This window comes from Micromonospora lupini str. Lupac 08 (genome assembly GCF_000297395.2).
Taxonomy (GTDB): domain Bacteria; phylum Actinomycetota; class Actinomycetes; order Mycobacteriales; family Micromonosporaceae; genus Micromonospora; species Micromonospora lupini.
Genome location: NZ_HF570108.1, coordinates 4,821,636 through 4,846,250, shown reverse-complemented (window position 1 = coordinate 4,846,250; position 24,615 = coordinate 4,821,636). Strand labels below are relative to the sequence as shown.

Below are 24,615 nucleotides of genomic sequence, written 5' to 3'. Positions count from 1 at the left end.
CACGTTGCCCTAGCGACACGTCGCTGGATCATCCGCTGCGGCCGTCCCACGGTCAACTGCCTCCGCCGGCGCGGCGACACAGGTCCGATCGAGGCGGGTCAGGCGGATTGCCGGTGGCGGCCGAGTGACAGGAGCAGGCCGACTGCGGCCAGGGCGACCCCGACGGCGGCGGTGTACGCAGGGAGTTGGGCGGGGATGCCGAGGTAGACGGTGATGCCGAGGATGCGGGACAGGCCCCAGGGCAGCAGCGCGAGCTGGTCGTTCCACACCGTCAACGCGCGTTCCAGGCCCACCACCGAGACCAGGGCGGACAGCACGCCGAGGGGCACGCCCGCGGCGGTGAGGGTCAGCCCGACGGCGCTTCGGCGGCGCAGGCCGTACCGGTCCCGCAGGACCACGGCGACGGCCACGAACAGCCAGCAGAACGCCGCGAACGCGACGGTGACGTACGCCGCGCGCACACTCGGCGCGGTCCAGAAGGCGAACCAGTAACCGCCCGGCCCGCGCCCGGCGAGCGCCGTCAGCAGCAGCACGCTGCGCAGCAGCGCGACGCCGCCGACCACGGCCCACAGGTGGAAGGGATCCCGGCGGCCGCCGGCGAGGCGTACGACGAGGGCGAACAGCGCCCACCCACCGAGGGTGACCAGCAGGTGCGCCGGCGCGGCGAACCAGGTCAAGACGAGCCGGCTCGCCACCAGCACCACGGCCGGGACCAGCCACACCAACACCCGGTCCACCCGCGTCGTGGGCGTCGGCAGCGCGGCGACCCGCCACGGTCGGAGCGCGCCGAGCAGCAACGCGCGCGCGGCGGCCGCGCCGGACCCGCGCCCGTACCGGCCGAGCACCACCAGCAGCAGGATCGACCCGAGCATCACCCGGGCCGCCCAGGCCATCGCGGGGTCCCGATCGGCGCGCCGCGCGCCGAGGTCGGCGGCGGTGAAGTTGTACGCGGGCAGGTCCAGGTCGGCGCCGTAGCGCTGCCGGTGCGCGTCGCGCGCGTCGTGGTACGCCGCCGTGGCTAGCCGCCAGTCGTGGCGGGCGGCCGGGTCACCCGTGTCCAGCCACTGCGCGTGTCGCAGCACCATGGTCCGGTACGCGCCAAGCGTCTCGAACAGGTCGACCTGGTAGTCGAGAGTCGCGGTGAAGCGCCCGCGCAGTTCGGCGTCCCGCCAGGTCGTCGGTTCGGTCGCGGCGATCAGGTCACGCATGCGCCGGGCCAGCACGACGGCCTGCCTGCCCTCCTCGATCGCCTCGTCGACGCGGCCGCCGGTCACCGCGTAGATGCTGTCAAGCGCCGCGGTGTCGCCGGTGGGGATGTCCCACTCGAAGATCCACATCATGGGCGGCGGTTCCAGCCCGAGTGCGCGCACCGACCGGTCGGCGTACGGGCCGATGTAGAGACCCTTGGTGACCGCCTGCCGGGACAGCGCCATGGCCTGCCCGATCGCGGCGACGGTGGCCGGGTCGCCGGAGAACGTGCGGTACGCCCAGTCCGCCGTGACCTGCGCCGGGTCGACGTCCGGGTCCCAGGCCAGGCGACCGACGGCGTACGTGTTGAGGTCGTAGAGCTGCCAGAACCCGGCGCGCAGGTACAGCGACATGGGCCCGGCGCGCAACGGCCCGCCGTCCTGGGTCCAGTTCCACACACCCTCGACGTTCGGGTTGGCGGCGAGGAACGCGCGCAGCGCCTCGCGGTGCAGCGGGCCGAGGTCGTTGGGCAGCGAGCCGAACGCCTCGAACTCGCGCCGGGCCTGGAACTCCACGATGCGGCGGTGCTCGCCGCCCAGCAGTGTGGTGTTCAGCGGGAGGTGGCTGTAGAAGTCGCCCAGGGTGTACTTGGTGGACACGATCAGGTGCGGATCGTCGAGCCCGCCGAGGACCTTCGCGTACGACTCCGGGTTGGTGTGCAGGTCGCCGACGGCGCCGACGCCCACCGTCCACGTCCGGAAGATGATCTCCTTGCCGGCCGGGCCCGCGGTGTCCAGCAGCGCCCGCAGCATCGCGCGCACGGATGCTTCCGTGGTGACCGCGAGCCGTGACGAGTAGTCCCAGCCGGTTCCGGCGTACACCTCGCCGCCCTCACCGACGCGGACCATCAGGCCGTCGACGAACGGCATGCTCTCGAACAGCTCGGCCAGGCCGGCCTGGTAAACCGCCCACAGCCGGGGGTCGGCCGCGTCGAGGCCGCCGACGGTTCGCGTCAGGTACGCCTCCAGCGGGGGCGACACCGCGAGCATGTCGGTCAGCAGGTAGACCCGCACGCCCATGTCCTCGGCGTACCGGAAGACCGGGCCGAACGCCGCGACCATCGCCCGTGCGCGGTCGACGTGCGGGTCGCCGGGCGGGTAGACCGCGTGCCCGTCGCCGACCTTCGCGAACGTGACGTACTCCAGGAAGCCGGGCACGACGATCCCATTGAATCCCTGCGCCACCGAGTGGTCGACGAACTGCCGAAACTGCGCGTCGATGCGGGCCACCGCGCCGGCGTCCACCCACGGGGCGCGAGGCAGCACCGCCGACCCGACCACGTCGGTGTTCAGGCCGTAGTCGTCGCCGGCGGCGAAGACGGCCGGGTCGGGCTCGCGCCCCACCGAACCCGCGTCGGTCAGCCGCAGGCCGAGCCGGGGGAGGACCACCCGTCCCGCGTCCGCCGCGGGGAGCGCCTCGACACCGGAGCGGATCCGGTCGGCCAGCCGGTACATCCCGGCCGCCACGCCCGCGACGTCACCGCCCTGGACGACCAGCTCGGTGCCGCGCACATCGAGCCGGTACGACTCGGGCGTTGCGCCGAGGGCTGCCAGCACGCCCGCCCGCAGCGTGCTCACCGCCGACAGGTCCGGTGCCCCGCCGCGCGTCGTGCCGGTGCCCGCATTGGCCGTCGCGGCCGTTGCCGGGCTCGGCGTGGCCGTTGCGGAGCTGGCCGGGCTGGGCGTAGCCGTCGCGGAGCTGGCCGGGCTCGACGCTGCCGGGGCGAGCACCGGCCGGGGCAGGCCGCGGAGGGCGACCGCGTCGGCGACGGCGGCTGCGGCCTTTTTGAGGCGCGGATCGTCGGGTACGACGAGGGACGCCAACGGCGGAACCGGCGCGGGCGTCCGTGCCGGCGCGGCGACAGTGTCCTCCTGCGGAACAGCGGCGGGGGAGTGACTCAGCCCCAGCGTGTCGCCGACCCCCCAGGCCGTGGCGGCGCCGAGCGCCAACAGGACCGCCGCGACGACGAGCAGCGGGTACGGCCGGCGGACCTGGGGAACGTGAGCCACATTCGCATGGTAGTGGCCGTACCGTTCTCCGTTCTCGACGTGCGGTGGCAGGCGGTGAGCGTCATCGGCTACCGGGAACTTCTCCTGAACGTGCTTCGTGGGAAGTAGGTATTGCGCCGTTGACACCGCAGGGCACTCTCAGTCCATGAACAGATTCACCGCGGTGAGTCGAAGCTTCGTCGCAGTGGGACGGGCGTCCATTGCGGTCCTGCTCGGCGTTTTACTGCTGTTGTCGGCATGCACTTTCGGCGGTGACCGGGAGCCGGACAACGAGGCCACGACCCCGCCGCCGTCGCCCGAGGAAGGTGCCGCGGTCGCGCTTACCAGCGCGCTTGACCGGCTCGAAGCCTCGCCTGGCCTGCACTACAAGGGAGCATTCGACAATCCGGCCGGAACCGCGAACGTCGATCTGCGCGTCTCCGGCAGCGGCGTGACGTACGGCTCGATGAGTGACTCCGGTGCGACGCTGCGGATCCTCACCCTGCAGGACCGAACACTCATTCGCGCAGGCGAGGCGTTCTGGAAGTCCGCCGCATCCGCGCAGCCCGCGGGCGACCCGAAGATCAAGGCCGAGCTGACCAAACGCTTCGCCAAGAGTTGGGTCGCCATCGACGCCCGGGTGATGGGCGATCCCGGCCTCACGCTGCGCCCCGCCAACGTCGCCGGGCAGTTCCGCGAGCAGCTACGACAGACGGGCGTCACCGCGGTGGGGCGCGGTACCGTCGGCGAGCAGCAGAGCACGGTCGTCACGGTCGGCTCCACGATCTATCACGTCACGTCGAACAGTCCGTACCGGTTGCTGAAGGTCGAGCACCCGCGCATCAGAGCCGCTAATCGTGCGACGCGAGGGGCGGTGCGCGGTGCGGCGTTCCGCGTCGCGCAGCGGGACCCGTCCGACGACAGCCTTGATTTCGGCGAGATGGACCCCTCGGCGCTCGACGGCTTCTACGACGATGTCGAGAACGAGGCGAAACGCGAGCTCGGCAAGGCAGTCGACTCGCGGGTGAAGTTCAATGCCACGCTCACTGGCGGCATCAGTTGTCCGTTCGGCAGCGGCGCCTGCACCGTGCGCGCCACCGTCGCCAACACCCTGACTGCCGCCCAGGGTGCCGGTGCGACCGGCACGGTGCGAGCCGACATGACGGCATTCGTGACCGGCCCGTCGAACGCGAAGACCTGCACCGACTCGAAGACCATGGCGGTCAATTCCTCGACGTCCATGTCGTGCGTCGTGCGCCTGGTCCTGCCGCGGTGTAACAAGCGCGGCGTCTGTACCTGGCCGGTGAACGCGAACATCATGGTGATCGCGCGGGCGGACGTCAACGTCACCGCGGTCACCAAGCAGTTGCGCCGCGATCGTTCCGTCGATGGACGACTGGCCAGGTGTCGGGCCGGTCAGGGCTGCGGCTATCCGGTGAAGGGCTCCAAGGCCGGTGCGGAAGCGGCGCGAGCAGACGCCGAACGGCTCGCGGGGAAGCGGCGACAGCGACAGTGCCAGAACGGGACCGTCGCCGTGGCGAAGGTGGCCCAGAAGAACGGCGACGGCACGAAGAAGATCGTCGCGACCGAAGCCCCGACCAGGCCGGACGAATGGACCGACGTCGACCTGGGGGGCATGGAGTACGCCGAGTACACGGGGCACGCCGAGGCGTCGATCATTCAGTGGCTGAAGCACAACGCCAACTGGTACATAGTCGAAGGCGCTGCACAGCGCAACGTATGTCAACCCGGTGAGGCGCCCAACTGCGACGTATCGTGCATGGAGCAGTTGGAGAACGTCGAGGGACTCACGATCGGCCCGGCTGAGTTCCGCAGCGGTACGCGATACAAGTCCCGGATCAGAACCTTCTGGACCGAGTGATCACGAGAGGGCCTGAGGTGACCGGCTACACCGAGCTGACCCACGGCCTAGCGGCGCTTCCCCGAGCGGCGAGGGCGGTACACGGAGCGTGCTGCGCCCTGCGCTACGTGCCGGTGCTGACGGCGATCGCCCCTGACCTGGAAACGGTCGCTGTCGAGTACATCGACCTCATCACCGATCACCTCGGGGCGGTCGACGACGGCCGGCTGACGACGGCCTACGAGCGTGTCGACGCGCTGGTGCCCAAGGTTGGTGACGGTCAGGACCCGGACTACTGGGTCGCCGACGCGCTGTCTCTGGTCGCTTACACCCTCGAATGCGCGCGTTCTGACGGCTCGCCCGACGCAGCCAACTGGGTATGTTCAGGCGCACTCGGCATTGCCGCCGCGATCGACGTGTACGTGAGGGGCGAGGGCTTGACGGCCCGGCTAAAGCAACTCGACATCGCTGCACAGGAGTCCAGCATCCGCCAGCTCCAAGGAGACTTCGACGGTTCAACGGTCGCTCGGCTGAGGTCGGAATCGGCGGTTGTCGCCGCCGAGGTGGAGACGATGCTGCCAGTGTTTCTCCGCGCCCTTCGTCCCTGAACCATCCGGACGAGGCCGGCGCCGAGGGCTGCCCGCTTGCCTGCACCTAGTACTGCAACGGCAGTTGGTCAGGGGTAGCCGTGTCGTCGGTAGTGGCAGGTTCGGGCTTGGTGTTGGCGTCGTCGGCGCCATCGCGACCAGGCCCAGACGTGCTCGGGTGGGTGGGTTGATCGCACTATGAGTGCGGTGAGCAGTCTTCGGATCTCCGGTACCGTGTAGCCGATCATCATGTCGTCGCCGGGACTGGATCCCCTTTTGCGGTAAGGGATCGGGCCACGGACAGCCAGGCGTGAGCGGCCATGGACAGGGTGATGTGGGCGTACCAGGCTCGCCAGTCGCGGACCTGGTATTCGTCGAGGCCGGCTTCGTTCTTGGCCTGCTGGAAACACTCCTCGATCGCCCAACGGGCTCCCGCGATGCGGGCCAGGTCGAGCAGTCGGGTGCGGCGGGGTCCGTAGCAGACGTAGTAGGCGATCTCCCCGGTGGTCATGCTGCGCCGGGCCAGGAGCCAGTGGCCCCGGCCGGGTTGCCAGCAGATCCGCACCGGCACCCGCGCCCACCAGTACTCGCGCGGGCCGTGGGCGCCCGCGCCGGCGGACAGGCCGGCACCACGCCCGGGCCGGCAGAGCGGCGATCAGCTTGTCTGCTCGGCAGGTGCCCATCGTGGTGGTGATCATGTCGTCGTTGCGGCGGGTCGCGACCACATAACCCACATCCCGGTGTTCCAACCAGACCCGCAACGATTCCGACTGCCCGTAGGCCTCGTCCATCGTCACCCACCCGACCGGCACCCCGGCATCCAACGCGCGGGCCAGCATCTCCCGGGCCATCTGCACCTTCGTGGCGAACTGCACCGCGTCCGGGATCCCCGCGGCCCGGCACCGGTCCCGGTCATCGGTCCACGACGCCGGAAGGTAGAGCTGCCGATCGATCAGCGCGTGGCCCTTCGCTGAGCGGTAGGCCAGGAACGCACCGACCTGGCAGTTCTCCGTCCGCCCGGCGGTGCCGGAATACTGACGCTGCACTCCGGCCGACCGGGTGCCCTTCTTCAGGAACCCGGTGTCGTCGACGATCAGCACTCCGGCCGGGTCGCCGAGGTGCTCGACCACGTAGTCCCGCACATCGTCGCGGACCGCGTCGACGTCCCAGTCCGCCCACCGCAACAACCTTTGCATCCCGTCCGGCGACGCATCCCCGGCCTGCTCAGCCAAGGTCCAGCCGTTCTTACGACCCAGACCAGAGACCAGCCCACACAGGTACTGACGGACCCGCAGCCGCGGCTCCGACCGCCGAAACCTGGGCCCGATCCGGGCATGCAGCCGGTCCAACTCTCCATGCCAACGATCGACATCAACATCCGTCACAGTCGGACCAACGAACACGAGTCGAACTCGATTCGCCTACTGCCGTTGCAGTACTAGGCCGTGTCTTCAAAGGTTCATAACCATTGGAGTAGCGCGGCGATGGTGACGGTGGCCCGGTATGACGTTGCTGTCTTGTCGTATCGGGTCGCCAAGCTGCGGCATTGCTTGAGCCGGTTGAAGCACCGTTCGACGACGTTGCGCCGCTTGTAGAGCTGCTTGTCGAACGCTGGTGGCCGGCCGCCGCGGCTGCCTCGCCGGCGGCGGTTGGCCTGCTGATCAGCGCGTTCGGGGATCGTGTGTGGGATGCCTCGTCGGCGTAGGCCGGCGCGGATGGCCTTGGAGCTGTAGCCCTTGTCGGCGATGACGTGCTCCGGGCGACGCGGGGCCGGCCGGGGCCTGAACGCTCGACACGGATGCGGGTGAGGACCTGGGTGAAGCGGGTGCAGTCGTTGACGTTGCCGCCGGAGAGCACGAAGGCCAGGGGCCGACCCAGGCCGTCGCAGGCGAGGTGAATCTTGGTGGTCAGTCCACCTCGAGATCGGCCGAGGGCGTGATCTTGTGGTTCGTCCGTTTCTCGGCGCCCCCTTTAGCGCCTGCAGCGTGCTGGTGGGCTCGCACGATGGTCGAGTCGACCGACACCAGCCAGTCGATGTCACCGGCCGCGTCCGCGTCGGCCTGCACTCCGGCCAGCATCCGCTCGAACGTCCCGTCCAGGGCCCACCTGCGGAAACGGGTGTAGATCGACTGCCAGGACCCGTAACGGGTGGGCACGTCCCGCCACGCTGCCCCGGCCCGGACCTTCCACACGATCCCGTTGAGCACCCGCCGGTCATCGACCCGCGGCCGACCACCCGTCACCGCCGACGGCAGATACCTGGACAGGGCTTCCCACTCGACGTCAGACAACTCGTAGCGACGACCCACGCGCTACATCATCCGATACCAAGATCCTTTGAAGACACTGCCTAGGGCTGCTCAAGGAGCTTCAGTCCACACCGGTCGCCCGCTCGTCCGCCCACCGACGGCCGGAGTCCTCCGGGTCGTCCGGTTGCAGGGTGCCATCCACCAGACCGGCGAAGAGCGACTCGAACAACCGATCCGGGTCCACCGCTGCTCGCCCTGCCCGATCCCCACTGGCCTCGTCGTAGGCCGTCTGAACCTCGACAACCTGGCGCGCCAACGCCATCACGTCCACGCGCGGGCGGTACAGCGACGCCCACAGCTCTTCCTCAAGCGCTATCGCGGCCCCCTCCCACGGCTGCGCCGGCTCCGGCGAGTCCCCGTCCTCTTCCTCGGCCCGCCGGTACACCGCCCACGATCGGGCTCTGCTTGCCAGGCCGCCCATGAGTTCCGTGATCAGGGTGAACGGCCGACGGCTTATCGGGAACGCCCACGGCGTCGTCCGGCCGATCCGGGCGACCCCCAACCCCTGCACCAGGTCGAACAGCAGATCATCCGCCGGCTTCCACGCCGCGTTGTGGTCATGGTCGAGCACCGCCCGCAGCACCGAGGCATCCGCCCGCAAGCCAGCCGAGGTGGACCAGCCGGTCAGCTCCGCCACCACATCGTCAACGCTGCGGCCGATCGGCTCCGGCATACCGTCCGGCTGATGCCGGTACACCCCGCACGGCCCGCTGGTATCCCACAGGTGGGTCAACGACCCCACGACGCCCGGCACCGCCGTGCACATCACCGCGCAGTCGCCGTCACTGACATACGCGGCGAAGACCGGATGCCCTGTCGACGCCGCCACCGCCCCACACGGCCCGACCAGGTCCGGCGGATCGTTCCACCCCCTGGTCTCCACCAGCTGCCACCCATCGCCCAGATCGCGCAACCAACGATGCTGGTAACCGAACCCGCTCATGCCGTCCTGGTCGACAAGCAACCCCTGTGGTCGCGCCACAACGACCGTCCCCCAATAACCCACGCGCAGGAGCTTAGGCCGGGCCGCCGTGAATCACCCCGACACAGGCACCCTGCCCCACCATCCTCGCCAAGCATGCGCGTACGGGGGTCTGCGATCATGCGGCTCGTGAGCGACTGGCAGCAGTTCCGTGATGAGGTGTCGTGGTTCCTCGGGCCGGGAGAAGGCGCTGAGGTGGGCATGGCGCGACCCTGGGCCCGTGAGCCGATCGCTGGCTTGCCTGAACTGTCCGCGTTGCTCGCCTCGGCCACGGTCACGCCGGTGTCAGTCGGAGACACCGCCTTCGAGCTGCTGGCATGGGGATCGTCCGGCCGTCGGCGGGGATGGCTCTGCCACCTACCGCGCGATGCGGACAGCGACCGCATCGTCCAGACGCACAAGAGCTTCTGGAAGGTCTGCGGTGGGATCGTCGAACGGTTCGGCGAGCCGTCTAGCTGGTGGATCAACCAGAACGAGGTGCTCACGGCGGCGGCGACGCAGGTGCGGGTCGCGGATGTGCTCAACGACTATGCGTGGATCTGGGAAGACGATGGTCTGCAGATTGCCATCAACCCAGATGACTACTACGCGGTGGCGGTGGAGGCCAATGGAAACCTGACCCTGGCGCATCGCGAAGACGGCCGACTACTGCTCTTTGCGCCGGACCACTCCTTTGCCGGTGTCACCCCCGTGGCGGGCTCCCCGCCGTACTCACTGCTCACGATCGATGAGGTGCCCGACCTCAAGACCTGGATCGAAGCGTGCGCCTCGGCCTGGCGACATCAGTAGATCGACGGGCGTCGCATCTGGCGTCGAGTCGGCACGGCGGCCTGCCCGACATCGATGACGTCACGCATTTCGCCGTGTCGGACCAGTAGCCGGTCCCGATGCTGAGATGCCGATTCCACAAGCGGCGCCGCGACCAGCGCATCCCCTGCGGTTGCCGAATCGGCGAACCCGAACGTGTCAACACGGTGGGAGTGGTGGCGTCGTAGGGTCCGAGGCATGCACAGCAGTCTGACGGAGCACGCTCGGTGCCTCTACGGCGACGAGTATCGACCCGCTGCGCAGCGGTGCGGCCCTGATCACGCCGAGCACTACGGCCCTGATTGGGATGACATCGCGGCAGACCTGACACGCCGTGCCGAAGCTCTGGAAGCAAGCCGACCTGGAAGTCCGACCTGAACAAGAGCAGGTACGCCGATCTGCCACTGATGGTGCTCACCCGATCCCCACCCATGTGTCGACAGGTAAGGGCGTTACAACCACTGCTCATCGATGTTGCCGGCGTACAGGTAGGCGGTGCGGTGGGTCGACAGCGCGGACGGCTCCGGCTCACCCGAGTACACGGCAGCGAGCAGGCCCGGCCGGTACCACCAGCCGTTCGTGATGCCACCAACCTGTGCTACCGGTTGCATCGCGGTCAGGTCGAGCTGGTCGACGGCCGAACCGGTCAGCCTGGTGACCGTGTCCGCGACGTCCATCGCCGCGTACGCCAGAGCCAGGGCCTCAACCCAGCCGTCGATGCTGCGATGCAACGCGACCCACTGCCCATCATCGCCACCGGCGATACCGAACGTTCCGTCCGGGCCGATCAGGAACGCATACGGCACAGCGGTGCGTTGCGGCCCGGCCTCGAAGAACCACCCCTGGGGAGCAAACGTGTCTTCCCATTCTGGCGTGTCCACGCGGAGCATTCGCGGGCCTGCGGCACCCTCGGGCATGCCCGGCGCGGACGGCAGGACAAGGCCACCCCACTGGGCCTGAAACGCCTCGGCGCGGTCGATGACCTCGTCGGGAATCTGCGCCTCCTGCCACGCGCCTCGAAACTCACTCACCGGCGGCACGTCGAGCCAAACTCCGTGATTGCTGACGTACGAACGGGCCCGTCTGCTCAAACCCGTCGGCGGCCGACGAAACCCCAACACATCCGCATGGTATCCAGCTACTGGATGCGCGTTCAGGCCGCCGACAAGGCGCGCGACCGTGGGCCCGCCTCGCGATCGACCGCTGCACGGTTCGACGAAACTGCGGCGGACCGGTGGCAGGGCTGCACATTTCAGAGGCGGAAGATCCGGACTATCAGCCCGGTGTCGTGCATCGTGTGTGGCGCCAAGGCGTGGTACGCCCACGCGTGCACCCAGGCGTTGCCGGTCCGTACGGTGAGCCAGGTCTTGAATGCGCCGGGCAGCGTGTAGATGAGAAGCACGAACAGGATCGTCAGCGTGGCCTCGCGCGGCGACCCGAACCTGCCCCAGCCCTCGAACACGTGCAGTGCCGCGTACGTCAGGCCGCCGAGAACGACTGTCGCTGTGGTGGAGCCGGTCAGACGGGCGTAGCGGGGGACGAGGATGCTCTGCACGAAGATGACCGTGGGCAGCACCGTGCCAGCCAGGTACAGCAGGAAGGTCAGTGGCACTCCGACGGCGAGCTGACCCGGGGCCAGGCCGGCGAAGGCGTGGCCGAGCACCACCCATTGCGCGAGCGATTCGACGACCAGCACGGCGAGGATGAGGATGGTATCGCCGCGCCGATCCGCCGAGCGCAGACACATCTGGTGGGCGGTGTAGCGCCGCCGGAACCACAGGAGTGGCACCAGCGCGTAGACGACGACGTTATACGTGGCCCAGCCGAGCGCCTCGGCGGGCCCGACCGGATCGGTGGCGCCGACGAGCGTACCGGCCAGATGGAAGCCGATCGGGTTCCAGCCGAGCCCTCGGCCGATGAGCAGGCCACCGAGTTGGGCGAGGACGCCGTACGCCAGGACGAGTCCTGTTTCCCGGCGAGCGCTCGGGAGCGTCGGTGCGCGCTCGGCGATCAGCGGTGCGGGTCGACCACGGGTGAGCGCGTATCCGATGGCGGCGAGCAGTACCAGCTCGACGAGGGTGGCCTGAGCGGCGATCACCTGGCCGGGCCCGGATGGCGGTTCGTGCTGCGCCGGCCAGTCGAAGGGAGCGTCGCCGGGTGCGAGGAGCAGTACCGCGCCGTTGAGTGCGATCCAGCCGACCACCGCTGCCGTGAGCCAGGCGTTTTCTCGACGTGACATGGACGCTCCCGCTTATCTAGCACAGTTGTGTTAGCAACAAGAAAGTAGCACGGGTGTGTTATAAAGGGGAGTGCCGAAGTTGGTGGATGCGCATGCCCGACGGACCGAGCTCGCCGAAGCGGTCTGGCGGATCGTGGTGCGGGACGGGCTTGAGCAGGCATCGGTGCGAAACGTGGCGCGCGAGGCCGGCCTGTCCATGGGGTCGTTGCGCCATTACTTCACCACCCAGTCCGAACTGCTCGGATTCGCTCTACGGTTGGTGGGAGAACGGATCGAGGAGCGGATCCGAGCCGTGGACACCACTGGCGATCAGCGTGCGGTGGTCCGGTCGATGATCGACGAGATGCTGCCGCTGGACCGGCCACGGCGCGGCGAGTGCGAAGTGTGGCTCGCGTTCACGGCACGCGCCGTCGTGGAACCGACCATGGCCGGCCTGCGCAAGGAAATCGACGAACGCCTCACCGACGCCTTCGCCGCCATGATCCGGCGACTGGCCGACGCCGGTGCGCTCCGGCCCGGGCTCGATCAGAAGGTCGAGGCGGAGCGTCTCTACGCCCTCGTCGACGGCGTGATCCTGCATGCCCTCCTGCGCCCCGGCCGGACCTCGAACGCAACCGCCAAGGCCACCGTTGGCGCACACCTCGACCAGATCGCGCCAGCCGCCGCCGACGAACGCTGATCAGCGGTACGGCGGCAGCGGATCACCCGGACCACGAAGCCAATGCGCGAACCTACTCCCGGTTCGTCCGCTCGGGCACCGCACATTGTGGGCTGCCGGGTCAACGGGCGGTGGGGTGAGTCAGTCGGTCCAGTTCGGTGGCGGCGAGTCGGCGCAGGGCCTGATCGTGATCGCGGGTATACCGGCGGAGGATGTCCGGGGCAGCGTCGGGCGCGACATGTCGTGCCACGACCGCGACCCGCTGACGGACCATCGGGTCCGGGTCGTCCACCAATTGGAGCAGGAGATACCGCAGGTTCGCTGGCCCGCCCCCGGCGCTGGCGAGTCCGCTGAGGGTGGCCGCTCGTACTGCGGCCTCGCCGTCACGCGCCAGCATCGTCAGTTGCGGCGCCACGCGGGGATCCGAGTCGGCCGCCTTCGCGAGCGCCTTGGCGGCCTGGACTCGCAGCCGTGAGTCCTGGTCGGCAGCCAGCACCAGCAGCGCATCTACTGCGGCCGGCCCTCCGACCGAGCCGAGGGCTTCCGCAGCGTTCTCGCGGACGTGCCGATCGGGGTCGTCAAGGAGCCGTTGCAGGGCCGAGGCCGCCTCGTGACTGCCGAGTCGCCCGAGCGCGTAGGCGACCATGGACCGTACCCGCGGTGTCGGGTCGGCCGCGAGGGCGACGAGCGGTCCGACCGCGTCAACTCGGCCGGTGTAGCCAAGCCTGCTCGCTGCCGATATCCGCACCTGCTCATCGAGGTCCCGCAGTGCCAGAACGAGCGCGCGGAATGCACAGTCGTCGCCGACTGGGTCAGGAATGGAGCCGACCGCCATGGACCTGACCTTCGGGTCGGCGTCGGTCACGGCCGCGGTCAGCAGCTCGACATCCTGTGCTTCGACGACGAACCCGAGCGCCCAGAGCCCGACACGGCGCAGCTCCGGCGAATCACCCGTGACGAAATCACGCACCACACGTCGGCTGGCCGCCCGGTCTGCGTGCAGCAGATCGATGATCTCGGCCTGGAGACCGTCCTGGTCGTCCCCGATATCGCGCGCCGACGCGCGGAGCAGCACCGGCAGCGCCGCCACACCCTCGATGCCAGCCAGGACACCGGCGATCAGGTCCCGGCCGTAGAAGTTTCCCTCGTCGAGGAACCGGGCCAGTACCTCCTGCAGCCGGGGTACCAGGGTGGTGTCCCCGGATGCGGTCAGGGCCGTGACGGTCGGCGCGACGTCGTCGTAGTCGTCCTCAAGCTCCACGGCATGCCGGACCACAGCCTCCAACGCCCCACGGCTGTCGATCATCAGGTCACCCTGCCACGCCATCACCGGCGGTGGAACACCGTACCCAAATCGGCTTTGGGCTCCGCTGGGGTCATTTCCGGTTTCCGGGCCCGTACGTCTTCGCGGCGGAACTCGTCGACGAGCCACCGGTGCCGGTCCACGACCTGAGACGTACGCTGACGGACCTGTCACACGTGAACGAAGGACGCCCATGGCCCGCCCCTACAGTCCAGGCCCGAAGCAGTTCGTCTTCGCTGTCGGTGCTGGCAACGACCAACAAGTCTCCGTGGGCGACCCTCAGGAGGCCTACGTGGCGTTCTCCGCGTTCTTCCGGGGTCGAGAGTCCGGCACCTACATCATCAAGGATGAACCGGCGAGGCAGCGTTTGGTACTCATGCCCCGGCTGGGTGTGATCTCCCGGTTCGAGGACGCGGACCAACCTCGGTCGGAGCACCTCCAGGTCGACAGGCCCAACCGCTACCTTCCCAGCGCGATGCTGTTCTTCGAGAACGGATATGCCGGCCTCGACTACTTCGGCCAGTGGTTCTCCGACCTCTCCGACCTCGACGCGTCACCGGAGACCCGCGGAGCCGCACGCGCCGCCGCGATCACGACGGAAGCAGCGGCAATCGGAGAAGTCGCTCGGATCTGGGCAGATTCCGGCAGCGTCGACCCGAGCGATCAGTACTACGTCTTCTTCGACTCGCACGATGTCGACGATGACCGAGCCGAACGAGCCGAACTGCTCCAGTTGATCGAATTCCTCGGTCTCGAACGAGCCGACGCCCCGACCGGGGCCGCCGGGGGCGAAGTCTGGGTGGTCACCGACCCACGCCTCGACGCGGAATGTGCACGGTGGTCGTGAACAGATGGCGCAGGGCGGGCTGCGACATCGCGGGTGATACTCGCCGTGGACTCCAAATGCCACACCCTGGACCGGGCGTAAGCATCCACATCGTCGGCAAACGAGGCGTCCGCGCGGGTGATGGTCAAGCCGGGCATGTCGCTGGAGCGCGAAACGGTGCAGCCGGACACCGGCCGGCAGGTCCGGGTTTACGCGATGCACTTGTAGAACGGCAGCCAGTCAAGAACGATCGTCCCCAATCTTGGTGGGCCGAGCCGTTGTCGCAGGCCAGGCCCCACCGCCGGGCATCAGCCGCTGGTGCGTACGGCGGCGGTGGTCCTGGTCACTGACCTGCGCGCCGGTCTGTGGCACCGTGCAGAGCGACCGCCGCCGTACCGAGAGAAGGCCATGCTCCCCAGGACCGCCGCGCCACACCCGCCGTCTCCAGTCGTCGAGCTGCGCGACGTGACGTTCCGGCGCGACGGCAAGCAGATCCTGCACGGCATCGACCTCACGGTGCGCGAAGGTGAGCACTGGGCGCTCCTCGGCCCGAACGGCGCGGGCAAGAGCACACTGCTGGGATTCTGCGGCGCGCTGACCCATCCGACCTCGGGAACCGTGCGGATCCTCGGTCAGCAACTCGGCCGCGTCGACCTGCAACAGCTGCGCAGGGCGATCGGTCACGTGAACCCCCGCCATCCGCTGCGGTCGCCCCTGACCATCCGTGAGGTCGTGCTGACCGGGCTCGTCGGGTCGGTCGACCTGCCGCCACGCTGGCAGCCGACCCGGGGCGACCGTGACCGGGCGGACTCCCTGCTGGGCATGTTCGGGCTGGTCGACAGGGCCGACGAACGCTGGCCCACCCTCTCGCAGGGCGAGCGGGGTCGCGCCCTGATCGCCCGGGCGCTCATCAGTCAACCGCGACTGCTGCTGCTGGACGAGCCCTCGACCGGTCTCGACGTCGCGGCCCGGGAACAGCTGCTCGAGACCATCGACCTCCTCCGCGAGAACCACCCCCGCCTCGCTTCGATCATGGTCACCCACCACCTCGAGGAACTTCCGGCGACGACCACCCACGCGATGCTGATCAGCGGCGGCAGCGCGGTCGCCGCCGGCCCGGCCGATGAGACGGTCACGACCGCCCAGGTGTCGGCGGCCTTCGCACACCCCATCGAGGTGCGTCACGAGGACGGGCGCTGGGCGGCCCGCGCCGGGTCCGTCCGCCGGTCGGCGGTCGCCACCGGCTGACACCTTTCCGGTACGCCTGTGACAGACCGCTGCCCGGCGCCCACGCTGTGCGGGTGCCGGGCAGCGGCGGTGCTCAGAGGGAGATCCGGTCGAACTTCTCCCAGCTGCTGATCGACGTCCGGTTGGCGATGAGGGGCTTGGTGCCCTTGCTCTCCGCCACCACGTATCTGCCGTTGGCCGCGGCGCGCAGGCTGATCGTGCCGTCCGAGTTGTTGATGATGGTGAACTTCTCCCAGGTGCTGACCTTGGCTCGGTTGGCGATCAGCGGCTTGGCGCCCTTGCTCTCCGCCGTCACGTAGCGACCGTTGGCGCGCGAGCGGAGCGCGACGTAGCCGCCGCCCGCACTGATCACGTCGAACTGCTCCCACCGGGCAACGGTGGTGCGGCTGGCGATCAGCGGTTTGGCGCCGGCGCTCTCCGCCACCACGTAGCGCTTGTTGGACCGGGAGCGGAGGGCGACCGGAGGCGCGGCCACCGGTACGCCGGTCAACTGGGTGAGGGCCGCGTAGGTGCCCTTGAAGACGTTCTGGCTGTAGTTCCCGGGCTGGCTCGGGTTGCCGGCGGCGTACTGCCAGATGGTCTCCGCGGTCCAACCCGCCGGCAGCGGTGGACGAGCCGCGGTGTAGCCGGCGATGTCCAACGGGTTGGCGCCGAACGACGCGTTCTTGCCGGTGCACGGGTTCCAGTAGTTGGTGTTCGTGTAGATCATCACGGGTCGGCCGATGCGTGCCTTGACCTGGTCGGTGAAGGACCGGATCCAGGTGGACATCTCGGTCGGGGTCAGCCCGTAACAGGTGGGCGCGCCGCTCCAGTAGGGCCACTCGATGTCGACCATCGGCACGAGGGTCTGGCCGTCCCTGGTGAACTTCGCGCTGTCGACGAAGAAGTTGGCCTCGTTGATCGGGTCGCGCTTGTCCGGGCGGGCGAAATGGTAGGCCCCGACGAGCAGACCGGCGTCCTTGGCAGCGGCATAGTCCTCGGCGAAGTACGGGTTGAGGTACGTCCGGCCTTCCGTCGCCTTGACGTAGGCGAACTTGACGCCGCTGGCCGCGACCGCGGGCCAGCTGATCGGGCCGAGGTTGTGGTCGTGGCTGGAGACGTCGATGCCCCGGACCGTGTAACCCGCCGGGATGGCGGCGGTCTTGGCCATCGCGCCGCTGCGCGCGCCCGGGGCGACGCCGGCGTTCGCTCGGCCGCCACCGTCGACGGTGGGGTCCGCGGCCTGCGCGGGCTGCGTCACGCCGAGCGCCGTACCGACCGCGAGGCCGGCGGACATCAGCACGCAGAGCAATCTTCTAGGCATGGTGAGGTGGGTTTCTCCTTGCTCGCGGGGCCGAGGGGACCGTCGGCGCGGCGGGCGGAACCCGCCACGCCAGTGCGCCGTGCCGAGGGGGCGCGGCTGGCTGACTCCATCGACGTGGGTCCGCAGAGTATTTCCTGTCGATGGAGGGTCGCGCTGTCCGGTGGGGCGAAATCAGATCATCGGCAGGACGCGTCGAGCCGTACGGGGGAGATCGGGAGCCGGGGCCGGCGGGCGGTCAGAGGCGTGACACCAGGCCGGATTCCCATGCCCATGCGGCTATCCGGACACGTGTGACGTTACCGAGCTTCATGGAGATGTGGCTGACGTGGGTCTTGATGGTGCCCGGAGCGATGTGGAGTGTCGCGCCGATCTCGTCGTTGCTCAGCCCACGTGCCACGAGCTTGGCGACGTCCCGCTCGCGTGGGGTCAACGGCGGGTCGGGCTGGAGTGTCTCCCGGCCGGCTCTGAGCCTTTCCAGTAGGCGGACGGTGACTTCCGGGCTGATCAGGGCGCTGCCGACGAGCGCCGCTCGGACGGCCTCGACGAGCAGCCCGGGCGCCGAGGTTTTCAGGAGGAAGCCACTCGCGCCGTCGCGCAACGCCCGGGTGACGTACTCATCCTCGTTGAAGGTGGTCACGACGATCACCTTGGTCGCCAGATCGGATGTGGCGGCTATGCGGCGGACGAGCTCGAGGCCGTCGATTCCGGGCATCCTGATGTCCGCCAGCAGTACCGCCGGGTGTAGGCGGCGGACCAGGTCCCAGGCGGCGTTGCCGTTGCTGGCCTCACCCACGACCGTGAGGTCGGGTTGCGTCGACAACACCATGCGGAAACCGTGGCGGACCATGTCGTGGTCGTCGGCGATCACTACGGTGGTCATCAAGTCGCCTGCCGGCCAACCAGCCGTAGGTGTGTGAGCGGCGACATCGACTCAGTCTATGGGCAGCGTGACATGCACCTGCCACGATCCGTTCTCGGCGCCGACGCGCATGGTGCCGTCGAGCGCCTCCACGCGGGCCCGAAGAGTGGCCAGACCAGCGCCGGGGCCCGTGGCACGCGCCGGCGTCGCGCGGATCGACAGCTCGTTGGCGACGACGATGTCGAGCCGTCCGTCCCGCTGGGCCGCCGACACCCGCACCGGGACGGTGGGGTGCGCGTGTCGAGCCACGTTCGTGAGCGCCTCGGACACCACGCGGTACGCGGTGGCCTGGATCGCCGCGGAAATGTCGTCGCGTCCCGGCAACGCCAGGCTCAGTTCGGTGGGGAGTGGGTGGGCATCGACGAGATCCGGTACGTCCGCGAGGCCGTACTGCGGCGCTGTCCGCTCATCATCGTCCCGCATGAGTTGGATGCTGCGGTCAAGGCGTCGTAGGGCTCGGGTCGCGGCCTGTTCGACCTGCTCGATGAGCGCTCCCGGGTCGCTCCCGCCGACGATCCGCGCCGACTGGGCCGCGACCGCGATGCCGGCGATGTCATGCGCGACGTAGTCGTGGAGATCCGCGGCGACTCTACGGCGTTGCTCCGATCGGGCCTGCTCCACGGCGGCCACCCGGAACTCGTCGAGTCCGCGAAGGTAGTGACCGAGCAGCGTTCCGGCCAGCACCGTGACGGCACCCAGAGCGCTCAGGAACAGCTGTTCTCCGATGGCGGCGTCGGGCAGCAGCCGGAGACCGACCGCGGCGCCGGGCACCGGCAGGAGCCATCCGAGCAGCCGAGCGGACCCGCCGGCGTTGCGGGTCAGAGCGACACCGAGAGCGGTCAGCGCGCCGACTTCGATAGTGGTCCACAGCAGCAGCTTGCTGGAGTCGTTGCCGTCGTCGACGAAGTTGTAGCCAAGCGACTGCCAGGCCCAGAGGCTCCCGCACACCGACACGATGGCCGCCGTGGCGCCGAGCGGCGCACGGGCCGGTCGGGGTGCCGAGATCGCCACGGTGGCGGCGAGCACCGCGACCCAGGCGGTCAGCCGCAGCGCGGCCGGCTGGCCGTACCAGGGCGCCAGGGCGGTCACCATTCCTGCGGCCACCCAGGCGAGCCGTCCCATGCGGGTCAGCATCTCACGGTGAGACCACGTCGACTGTCACACCCGGTTCCGCGGCGAACGTGCCGGCGGGCACACCGCTCAGGTGGTGGTCGAAGAAGCTGACGAGCGCGTGGCGGACGGTGCGGTATGCCAACGGCTGCACCGTGCCGATGTCCTGCCGTACGACCGGTTGGGTGCGTGGGTAGCGCTGGGCGATCTGCGCCAGGACCACACCGTCGTCGGTGAGCGACCGTGGGAACGCGCCCGGAATGGTCACGGTGGCCCGCCAGCCGCGGCGGTGGAGGCCGGCGTGATCGTCGACGGGGGAGCCGCCGACGATCAACAGTGGTACCGCACCGATGTCGGTGGCCCCGACGGTGCCGGTCGTGTCCGCGATGCCGGACACCCCCGGCAGGCGGGCGAGACGTGCTCGTTGGGAGACGTCCGATCCCGTCCAGCCGAAAAGGCCAAGCCGTCGTAGGTCCAGCACACCGCTCAACTGCGGGTCCAGACCGGAGAGTTCCTTCGTGACGTAGGCGATGTCGGCGACCCTTGTCGCGTCGGCCTCGAGGCGCTTGACGGTCGCGACGGCGTCGGTCGGCTCGATCACCCGTCGGGTGGGATAGAGATCGACGACCGGAGCGTCGAACGGGTGGTCAATGCTGATGACCACGTACCCATGGCTCGCCAACTCCTCGGCGACACCTGTGTACGCCGTGCGCATCACCCCCGGCGGAGGCGAGCCGACCAGGACCGGGAACGAGCCGATGGCGGGTGGCGCCCACTCGTGGGAATGGGTGCGGAACATCCAGTTGACGTCGTCCGCCACCAGTCCCAGGCGCTGCTCTTCCCCGGGTGCCCAGGCGAGGGAGCCGAATTCGGTGGTGGCGGGTGCAACGGCGTAGTGCGCCAACGACCTGGGCCCGGCGTCGGCCGGGTAGTGCACGTCGACCATCAACGTCCGGTCGCTGTCCGGGCGCCAAGGGTCACGGCGGTCGTGGTCCACCAGCCGGATCCGTCGTACACCCACGTCATGTGATCCGCTCGGCGGGGGAAGGGCAGGACTGAACGTGTCCTGCCAGCCGTCGGTGTTGCCGTGCCGAGGTAGCACCACCATGGCGACTCCGGCGAGGAGGATCGCCACAAGCGCGGATGTCAGCTGTCGCCTTCGCATGACTCGATCCTGCACGGACACCAGATGGCTGCGCCTCTCCCGCCAGGCAGAGACGGACCCGCTTGACGCCCCGGTCCACCCCGCCAGGCAGACGTCGAGCCCGGCGCCGGTGTCTGACACTCACCACCATGACAGCTTCGACAGCATCGGTGACGACGCACGGCAGGTGGCGGTCCTGGCGGCGGTGGGCACCGGCCGCAGCGAGCGGATGGTCCTGGTTCCTGATCGTGATGGGCATCTTCTGGTCTCTCGGCGGCGCCGGCTACCCGTTCGGGCGCAACGACCGCACCGGCCCGGACTACTCGTCGCTGCTGGCCGGCATGGAGCGCGACGTGGGTGGCCCGATCATCACCATGTTCGGTGTGGTGGCGCTTGCCGTGGCCTGGCAGCTCGAACGACGTGCTCGCCACCCACGCCGGCGTAAACCCCTGATCGTCGGCGGAGTCGGTGTCGCGGCGGTGATCGTGGGCGTCGTGCTGGACGGACGGATGATCGTGCTGTTGCCGCCACTGGGCATTCTCCCGATCGGTTGGCTGAGGGCGGACTGGCCGACACTGTTCCAGGTCGCCGTGGCGGCCGGCGCCGCCCTGTTTCTCCTGGCGAGCATCGACTACGCCGACGGCACCAGGGGACCCGACCCACAGGACCTGCGACGCCGCCGAGCCTCCGCCTGGATCCGTACGGGCAGGATCGCCACCTACGTCGCGATGGCGTGCCCGCTGCCCTACGCGCTGATCCGGCTGGCATGGTCACGAGGTTGGGCCGTCGGGGCACCCGAGCCGTTCGTCGTGTCCCTGCTCCGCAACCAGCCGGAGAACGTGTACATCGAGCCGACCCTCGCGTCATTCGCGGCAGGTGGCGCCATCCTGACCTCGGGACTGCTGTCTCGGTGGGGGAGGTGGTTCCCGACGTGGATTCCCGGGCTGCGTGGCAGGGTCGTACCGATGTGGTTCCCCCTGCTGCTGGGCGGGTCGGCAGTCGTCGGCATCTTCGTGTTCGGCCGCGGACTGCTGCTGGGACAACTGGGCGTGCAGCTGCCTGGCCAACTCGACACGTTCCAGTTGTGGGGAGAACCGGTCTACGACCGGGCGTACTGGGGCGCGGGCGGGCTGGGTTGGTGCCTGTTTCCACTGTGGTCGATATCGTTGGCGGTCGCGCTGACCGGCTACTACTACCGCTACGCCGCGTCGGATCAGGAGCTGGCGCGGCAATAGTCGATCATGCCGGGACGTGTCGGGTCCGGTCCCCGGTCCACGCCGCTTCGAGGATCGCGGTCAGGCTGGCGGTGTCGGTCGGGCCGGGGTGGTTCTGGATCAGACGGGTGACGCCACCGGCCATCTCCGCGAAGCGCGGCAGGTCGGCGCGGGCCACCCCGATGTCCGCCAGTGTGGCAGGGATGCCGATGTCGGCGAGGAGCCCGTCGAGCCAGGTGAGGAAGGTGTCTGCGGCCTCGGCCTCGGAGGCGTCGGTCACGTCGAGCCCGCACACCCTGGCGAGGACGGCCAACCGGTCGCCGATGGCATCCCTGGCCGCGTCCAGCGCGTAGGGCAGTAGCAGCCCGACTCCGACGCCGTGCGGCGTGTGCGTGGCGGCGCCGATGGGGTACTGGAGAGCGTGCGGGGCCGCGTTGCCCGCGTGGGAGAACGCGAGGCCGGCGAGCATGGAGCCGTAGGACATGTCCGCGCGCGCGTCCGTGTCGCCTCCGTCCCGGACAGCACGACGCAGGCTACGGGCGATCCGCTCCGCGGCCAGGAGCGCGTAGTGGTCGGTGATCGGGTTGCGGCCGAGGAAGACCTGCTCCACCGGGTCGCGCGGTCCGTGGGGTCGGGGGCGCGCGGTGTAGCTCTCCACCGCGTGACAGAAGGCGTCGATGCCGGAGTGGGCGGTGACGGTCGCAGGGCAGGTGTACGTCAGTTCGGGGTCGACGATGGCGAAGTCGGGCACGATGTGGACGCTGGAAACCCCCACCTTCAGCGCACGGTCCGGGTCGGTCAACACCGAGACGGGTGTGAGCTCGGAGCCGGTGCCTGACGTCGTCGGGACCGCGACGAGAGGCATCGTCGGCCCCGGCACCTTCGACTCGCCGTAGAAGTCGCGCGGTGTCCCACCGTGGCGCCGGATCACGCCGACGATTTTGGCGAGGTCGATCACCGTGCCACCCCCGATCGCGAGGATCACGTCGGCGTCCACCTCGGCGGCGGCCGAGACGGCCAGTGCGACGTCGGAGAGTGGCACGTCGGGAGTCGCGTCGGAGAACACCTCGACGGCCTCGACCTTCTTCCGCACGGCGGCCACGATCTCGGCCACGCCCGGCTGCCCCAGAAGAACCTGGTCGGTCACGATGAGGACGCGCGAGCCACTCTCGGCCACCACTCGCGGGATGTTCTGCGCGACCCCTTCGCCCACTATCAACTGGCGTGGTCCGCGGACGGTCTCAAGCATGTCGGTGCCTCTCCGGAACGTCGGCGGCGATGGGCTGGGCGTACGTCCAGGTCACCTGCAAGACCGGGACGGCGTCGGCAGGGCTGGCCGCCGGGGTGGCGCAGGCGCGCGCGCCGGGCGCCCCGACCAGCAGGCCGGTCACGGTAGGTCGATCGCCGCGTAGGTGAGGTCGAGGTACTCACGGATGCCCTCGTGCGATCCCTCCTTGCCGATCCCGGACTGCTTCACGCCTCCGAACGGAGCCGACGGGTCCGAGATCAGACCACGGTTGATACCGAGCATCCCGGTATCCAGCCCCTCGGCGAACCGGAGGGCTCGCTGGAGGTCACGGGTGAAGATGTAGCCGACCAGGCCGTACTCGGTGTCGTTGGCCTTCGCCAGCACCTCGTCGTCGGACGTGAACGAGATGATGGGCGCCACCGGGCCGAAGATCTCCTCCTCCAGCATCCGTGCATCGTCGGGCACGTCGACGAGGACCGTGGGCGGGTAGAAGTGGCCCGGCCCATCCGGCCGCTCGCCGCCCACCAGGACCCGGGCGCCGCGATCGACCGCGTCGGCGACGAGCCCGTCGATCTTGGTGACCGAGGCCTCGTCGATCAAGGCACCGACGTCCACGCCGTCGTCGAGACCATGGCCCACCGACAGCGCGCCCATCCGCTCGGCGAAGCGCGCCGTGAACTCCTCGCGCACCGGCTCCTCGACGTAGATCCGGTTGGCCGCGATGCAGGACTCCCCGATGTTGCGCATCTTGGCCACCATGGCGCCGTCGACCGCGACGTCCAGGTCGGCGTCCGCACACACGATCAAGGCCGCGTTGCCGCCCAGTTCCATGGAGGTACGCAGCACGTTGTCCGCGGCCTGTCGCAGCAGCACGCGCCCGACCTCGGTCGACCCGGTGAACGACAGCTTGCGGGTCCGACTGTCGGCCAGCAGCGCCGAGACCACCGTGCCGGAACGCTTGGTGGTCACCACGTTGACGACGCCCGGGGGGACGCCTACCTCCTCCATGATGCGGGCCAGGAGCAGCATGGTGAGTGGCGTCTGGCCTGCCGGCTTGGTGATCGTCGTACAACCCGCGGCCAGCGCCGGAGCGATCTTGCGGGCGCCCATGGCCAACGGAAAGTTCCAGGGCGTCACGAAGACGCACGGTCCGACCGGCTTCGGCACGGTGAGGATGCGATATCCGCCCGCGGGAGCGGCGCTGTAGCGCCCCTCGACGCGTACCGCCTCCTCGGCGAACCAACGGAAGAACTCGGCGCCGTAGGCCACCTCGCCCCGAGCCTCGGCGAGCGGCTTGCCCATCTCGAGCGTTATCAGCCGGGCGACCTCCTCGGATCGCTCGGTAAGTGCCCGGTACGTCGCGGTCAACAACTCGGACCGTTTCCGTGGTGGGGTCGCCGCCCACTCCGCCATCGCCTTGCTCGCCGCGTCCAGAGCGGCGAGCCCGTCGACGACGTCGGCGTCCGCCACCTCGGCGATGGTCTTGCCGGTGGCCGGGTCCTCGACGGCAAAGGTGGCGCCGCTTGCGGCGTCGCGCCAGGCGTCGCCGATCCGGAGCCGCCGGTGCTCGGGGGCCAGGACGTTCATCGGGTCACTCATCGCGTCGCCTCCTGTGTTCTT

Annotated in this window: 19 protein-coding genes and 2 pseudogenes; 7 read left to right on the top strand and 14 right to left on the bottom strand. The window is 69.4% G+C overall.

Going from position 1 to position 24,615, the window contains the following annotated elements; all coding sequences use genetic code 11:
* Nucleotides 1–98 precede the first annotated feature (98 nt).
* Nucleotides 99–3,257 (bottom strand): hypothetical protein, encoded by a 3,159-nt coding sequence (locus MILUP08_RS23130; protein WP_202805234.1) that lies wholly within the window; start codon nt 3,255–3,257, stop codon nt 99–101.
* Between the two features lie 145 nt (nt 3,258–3,402).
* Between MILUP08_RS23130 and MILUP08_RS23125 the strand changes: the two genes are divergently transcribed.
* Complete coding sequence (locus tag MILUP08_RS23125) at nt 3,403–5,118, top strand: hypothetical protein (protein ID WP_007462224.1); 1,716 nt, start codon at nt 3,403–3,405, stop codon at nt 5,116–5,118.
* Between the two features lie 17 nt (nt 5,119–5,135).
* Nucleotides 5,136–5,705, top strand: a complete 570-nt coding sequence (locus MILUP08_RS23120) for a hypothetical protein (protein ID WP_007462222.1) — start codon at nt 5,136–5,138, stop codon at nt 5,703–5,705.
* A 226-nt stretch (nt 5,706–5,931) separates the two neighbouring features.
* On the opposite strand, the pseudogene MILUP08_RS23115 reads toward MILUP08_RS23120, so the two are convergent.
* From MILUP08_RS23115 to MILUP08_RS23100, 3 genes and pseudogenes are all read right to left on the bottom strand, one after another.
* Nucleotides 5,932–7,069, bottom strand: a pseudogene (locus tag MILUP08_RS23115) (IS701 family transposase).
* A 74-nt stretch (nt 7,070–7,143) separates the two neighbouring features.
* Nucleotides 7,144–7,993 (bottom strand): annotated as a pseudogene (locus tag MILUP08_RS34820) (IS5 family transposase).
* Nucleotides 7,994–8,054: 61 nt separating this feature from the next.
* Nucleotides 8,055–8,975 carry a hypothetical protein gene (locus MILUP08_RS23100; protein ID WP_039906489.1) on the bottom strand — a complete coding sequence of 307 codons (921 nt, stop codon included), beginning with the start codon at nt 8,973–8,975 and terminating at the stop codon, nt 8,055–8,057.
* Between the two features lie 120 nt (nt 8,976–9,095).
* On the opposite strand from MILUP08_RS23100, the gene MILUP08_RS23095 reads away from it, so the two are divergent.
* Complete coding sequence (locus MILUP08_RS23095) at nt 9,096–9,764, top strand: hypothetical protein (RefSeq protein WP_007462210.1); 669 nt, start codon at nt 9,096–9,098, stop codon at nt 9,762–9,764.
* A gap of 470 nt (nt 9,765–10,234) precedes the next feature.
* Here MILUP08_RS23095 and MILUP08_RS34210 read toward each other — a convergent pair whose 3' ends face one another.
* Both MILUP08_RS34210 and MILUP08_RS23085 read right to left on the bottom strand, forming a co-directional pair.
* Complete coding sequence (locus tag MILUP08_RS34210; RefSeq protein ID WP_039906486.1) at nt 10,235–10,903, bottom strand: hypothetical protein; 669 nt, start codon at nt 10,901–10,903, stop codon at nt 10,235–10,237.
* A 131-nt stretch (nt 10,904–11,034) separates the two neighbouring features.
* Nucleotides 11,035–12,021, bottom strand: a complete 987-nt coding sequence (locus MILUP08_RS23085) for a hypothetical protein (RefSeq protein ID WP_007462205.1) — start codon at nt 12,019–12,021, stop codon at nt 11,035–11,037.
* Between the two features lie 70 nt (nt 12,022–12,091).
* On the opposite strand from MILUP08_RS23085, the gene MILUP08_RS23080 reads away from it, so the two are divergent.
* On the top strand, nt 12,092–12,700 hold the full coding sequence (locus tag MILUP08_RS23080; RefSeq protein ID WP_039906485.1) for a TetR/AcrR family transcriptional regulator: 609 nt from the start codon (nt 12,092–12,094) through the stop codon (nt 12,698–12,700).
* Between the two features lie 100 nt (nt 12,701–12,800).
* On the opposite strand, the gene MILUP08_RS33975 is transcribed toward MILUP08_RS23080, so the two are convergent.
* The gene (locus MILUP08_RS33975) at nt 12,801–13,955 is read right to left on the bottom strand and encodes a HEAT repeat domain-containing protein (RefSeq protein ID WP_237747285.1); all 1,155 of its coding nucleotides are present in this window, start codon (nt 13,953–13,955) and stop codon (nt 12,801–12,803) included.
* 220 nt (nt 13,956–14,175) lie between these two features.
* Here MILUP08_RS33975 and MILUP08_RS23070 point away from each other — a divergent pair, with 220 nt between their 5' ends.
* Nucleotides 14,176–14,829, top strand: coding sequence for a hypothetical protein (locus MILUP08_RS23070; RefSeq protein ID WP_007462196.1), 654 nt, complete (start codon nt 14,176–14,178; stop codon nt 14,827–14,829).
* 387 nt (nt 14,830–15,216) lie between these two features.
* Entirely contained in the window at nt 15,217–16,056 is an 840-nt protein-coding gene (locus MILUP08_RS23065; protein ID WP_007462192.1) for an ABC transporter ATP-binding protein, read from the top strand.
* 73 nt (nt 16,057–16,129) lie between these two features.
* On the opposite strand, the gene MILUP08_RS33970 is transcribed toward MILUP08_RS23065, so the two are convergent.
* The 4 genes from MILUP08_RS33970 to MILUP08_RS23045 all read right to left on the bottom strand — a co-directional run bounded on the left by MILUP08_RS33970 (nt 16,130) and on the right by MILUP08_RS23045 (nt 20,553).
* Nucleotides 16,130–17,359 (bottom strand): GH25 family lysozyme, encoded by a 1,230-nt coding sequence (locus tag MILUP08_RS33970; protein ID WP_007462190.1) that lies wholly within the window; start codon nt 17,357–17,359, stop codon nt 16,130–16,132.
* 235 nt (nt 17,360–17,594) lie between these two features.
* Complete coding sequence (locus tag MILUP08_RS23055; RefSeq protein ID WP_039906483.1) at nt 17,595–18,239, bottom strand: response regulator; 645 nt, start codon at nt 18,237–18,239, stop codon at nt 17,595–17,597.
* A 51-nt stretch (nt 18,240–18,290) separates the two neighbouring features.
* Nucleotides 18,291–19,400, bottom strand: a complete 1,110-nt coding sequence (locus MILUP08_RS33965) for a sensor histidine kinase (protein ID WP_167626062.1) — start codon at nt 19,398–19,400, stop codon at nt 18,291–18,293.
* A gap of 13 nt (nt 19,401–19,413) precedes the next feature.
* Nucleotides 19,414–20,553 carry an alpha/beta hydrolase gene (locus MILUP08_RS23045; RefSeq protein ID WP_007462185.1) on the bottom strand — a complete coding sequence of 380 codons (1,140 nt, stop codon included), beginning with the start codon at nt 20,551–20,553 and terminating at the stop codon, nt 19,414–19,416.
* Nucleotides 20,554–20,681: 128 nt separating this feature from the next.
* On the opposite strand from MILUP08_RS23045, the gene MILUP08_RS23040 reads away from it, so the two are divergent.
* Nucleotides 20,682–21,767 (top strand): hypothetical protein, encoded by a 1,086-nt coding sequence (locus MILUP08_RS23040; RefSeq protein ID WP_039906480.1) that lies wholly within the window; start codon nt 20,682–20,684, stop codon nt 21,765–21,767.
* 4 nt (nt 21,768–21,771) lie between these two features.
* Here MILUP08_RS23040 and MILUP08_RS23035 read toward each other — a convergent pair whose 3' ends face one another.
* Genes MILUP08_RS23035 through MILUP08_RS23030 form a run of 3 tightly spaced genes read right to left on the bottom strand, consistent with a single transcriptional unit; the run spans nt 21,772 to nt 24,594 of the window.
* Nucleotides 21,772–22,995, bottom strand: coding sequence for an iron-containing alcohol dehydrogenase (locus tag MILUP08_RS23035; RefSeq protein ID WP_007462181.1), 1,224 nt, complete (start codon nt 22,993–22,995; stop codon nt 21,772–21,774).
* Nucleotides 22,988–23,137 carry a hypothetical protein gene (locus tag MILUP08_RS36060; protein ID WP_167626061.1) on the bottom strand — a complete coding sequence of 50 codons (150 nt, stop codon included), beginning with the start codon at nt 23,135–23,137 and terminating at the stop codon, nt 22,988–22,990. The genes MILUP08_RS23035 and MILUP08_RS36060 overlap by 8 nt, the downstream gene beginning before the upstream one ends.
* The gene (locus MILUP08_RS23030) at nt 23,134–24,594 is read right to left on the bottom strand and encodes an NAD-dependent succinate-semialdehyde dehydrogenase (protein WP_007462179.1); all 1,461 of its coding nucleotides are present in this window, start codon (nt 24,592–24,594) and stop codon (nt 23,134–23,136) included. Before MILUP08_RS23030 ends, MILUP08_RS36060 begins: the two co-directional genes overlap by 4 nt.
* Between the last annotated feature and the right edge of the window lie 21 nt (nt 24,595–24,615).

Excerpts from the sequence above, each read along its gene's own strand:
- MILUP08_RS23065 (WP_007462192.1), top strand. The coding sequence starts at position 15,217 with ATGCTCCCCAGGACCGCCGCGCCACACCCGCCGTCTCCAGTCGTCGAG.
- MILUP08_RS23035 (WP_007462181.1), bottom strand. The coding sequence starts at position 22,995 with ATGCTTGAGACCGTCCGCGGACCACGCCAGTTGATAGTGGGCGAAGGG.
- MILUP08_RS23040 (WP_039906480.1), top strand. The coding sequence starts at position 20,682 with ATGACAGCTTCGACAGCATCGGTGACGACGCACGGCAGGTGGCGGTCC.
- MILUP08_RS33970 (WP_007462190.1), bottom strand. The coding sequence starts at position 17,359 with ATGCCTAGAAGATTGCTCTGCGTGCTGATGTCCGCCGGCCTCGCGGTC.
- MILUP08_RS23045 (WP_007462185.1), bottom strand. The coding sequence starts at position 20,553 with ATGCGAAGGCGACAGCTGACATCCGCGCTTGTGGCGATCCTCCTCGCC.
- MILUP08_RS23055 (WP_039906483.1), bottom strand. The coding sequence starts at position 18,239 with ATGACCACCGTAGTGATCGCCGACGACCACGACATGGTCCGCCACGGT.
- MILUP08_RS23030 (WP_007462179.1), bottom strand. The coding sequence starts at position 24,594 with ATGAGTGACCCGATGAACGTCCTGGCCCCCGAGCACCGGCGGCTCCGG.
- MILUP08_RS23125 (WP_007462224.1), top strand. The coding sequence starts at position 3,403 with ATGAACAGATTCACCGCGGTGAGTCGAAGCTTCGTCGCAGTGGGACGG.
- MILUP08_RS23085 (WP_007462205.1), bottom strand. The coding sequence starts at position 12,021 with ATGTCACGTCGAGAAAACGCCTGGCTCACGGCAGCGGTGGTCGGCTGG.
- MILUP08_RS33965 (WP_167626062.1), bottom strand. The coding sequence starts at position 19,400 with ATGGGACGGCTCGCCTGGGTGGCCGCAGGAATGGTGACCGCCCTGGCG.
- MILUP08_RS23095 (WP_007462210.1), top strand. The coding sequence starts at position 9,096 with ATGCGGCTCGTGAGCGACTGGCAGCAGTTCCGTGATGAGGTGTCGTGG.
- MILUP08_RS23070 (WP_007462196.1), top strand. The coding sequence starts at position 14,176 with ATGGCCCGCCCCTACAGTCCAGGCCCGAAGCAGTTCGTCTTCGCTGTC.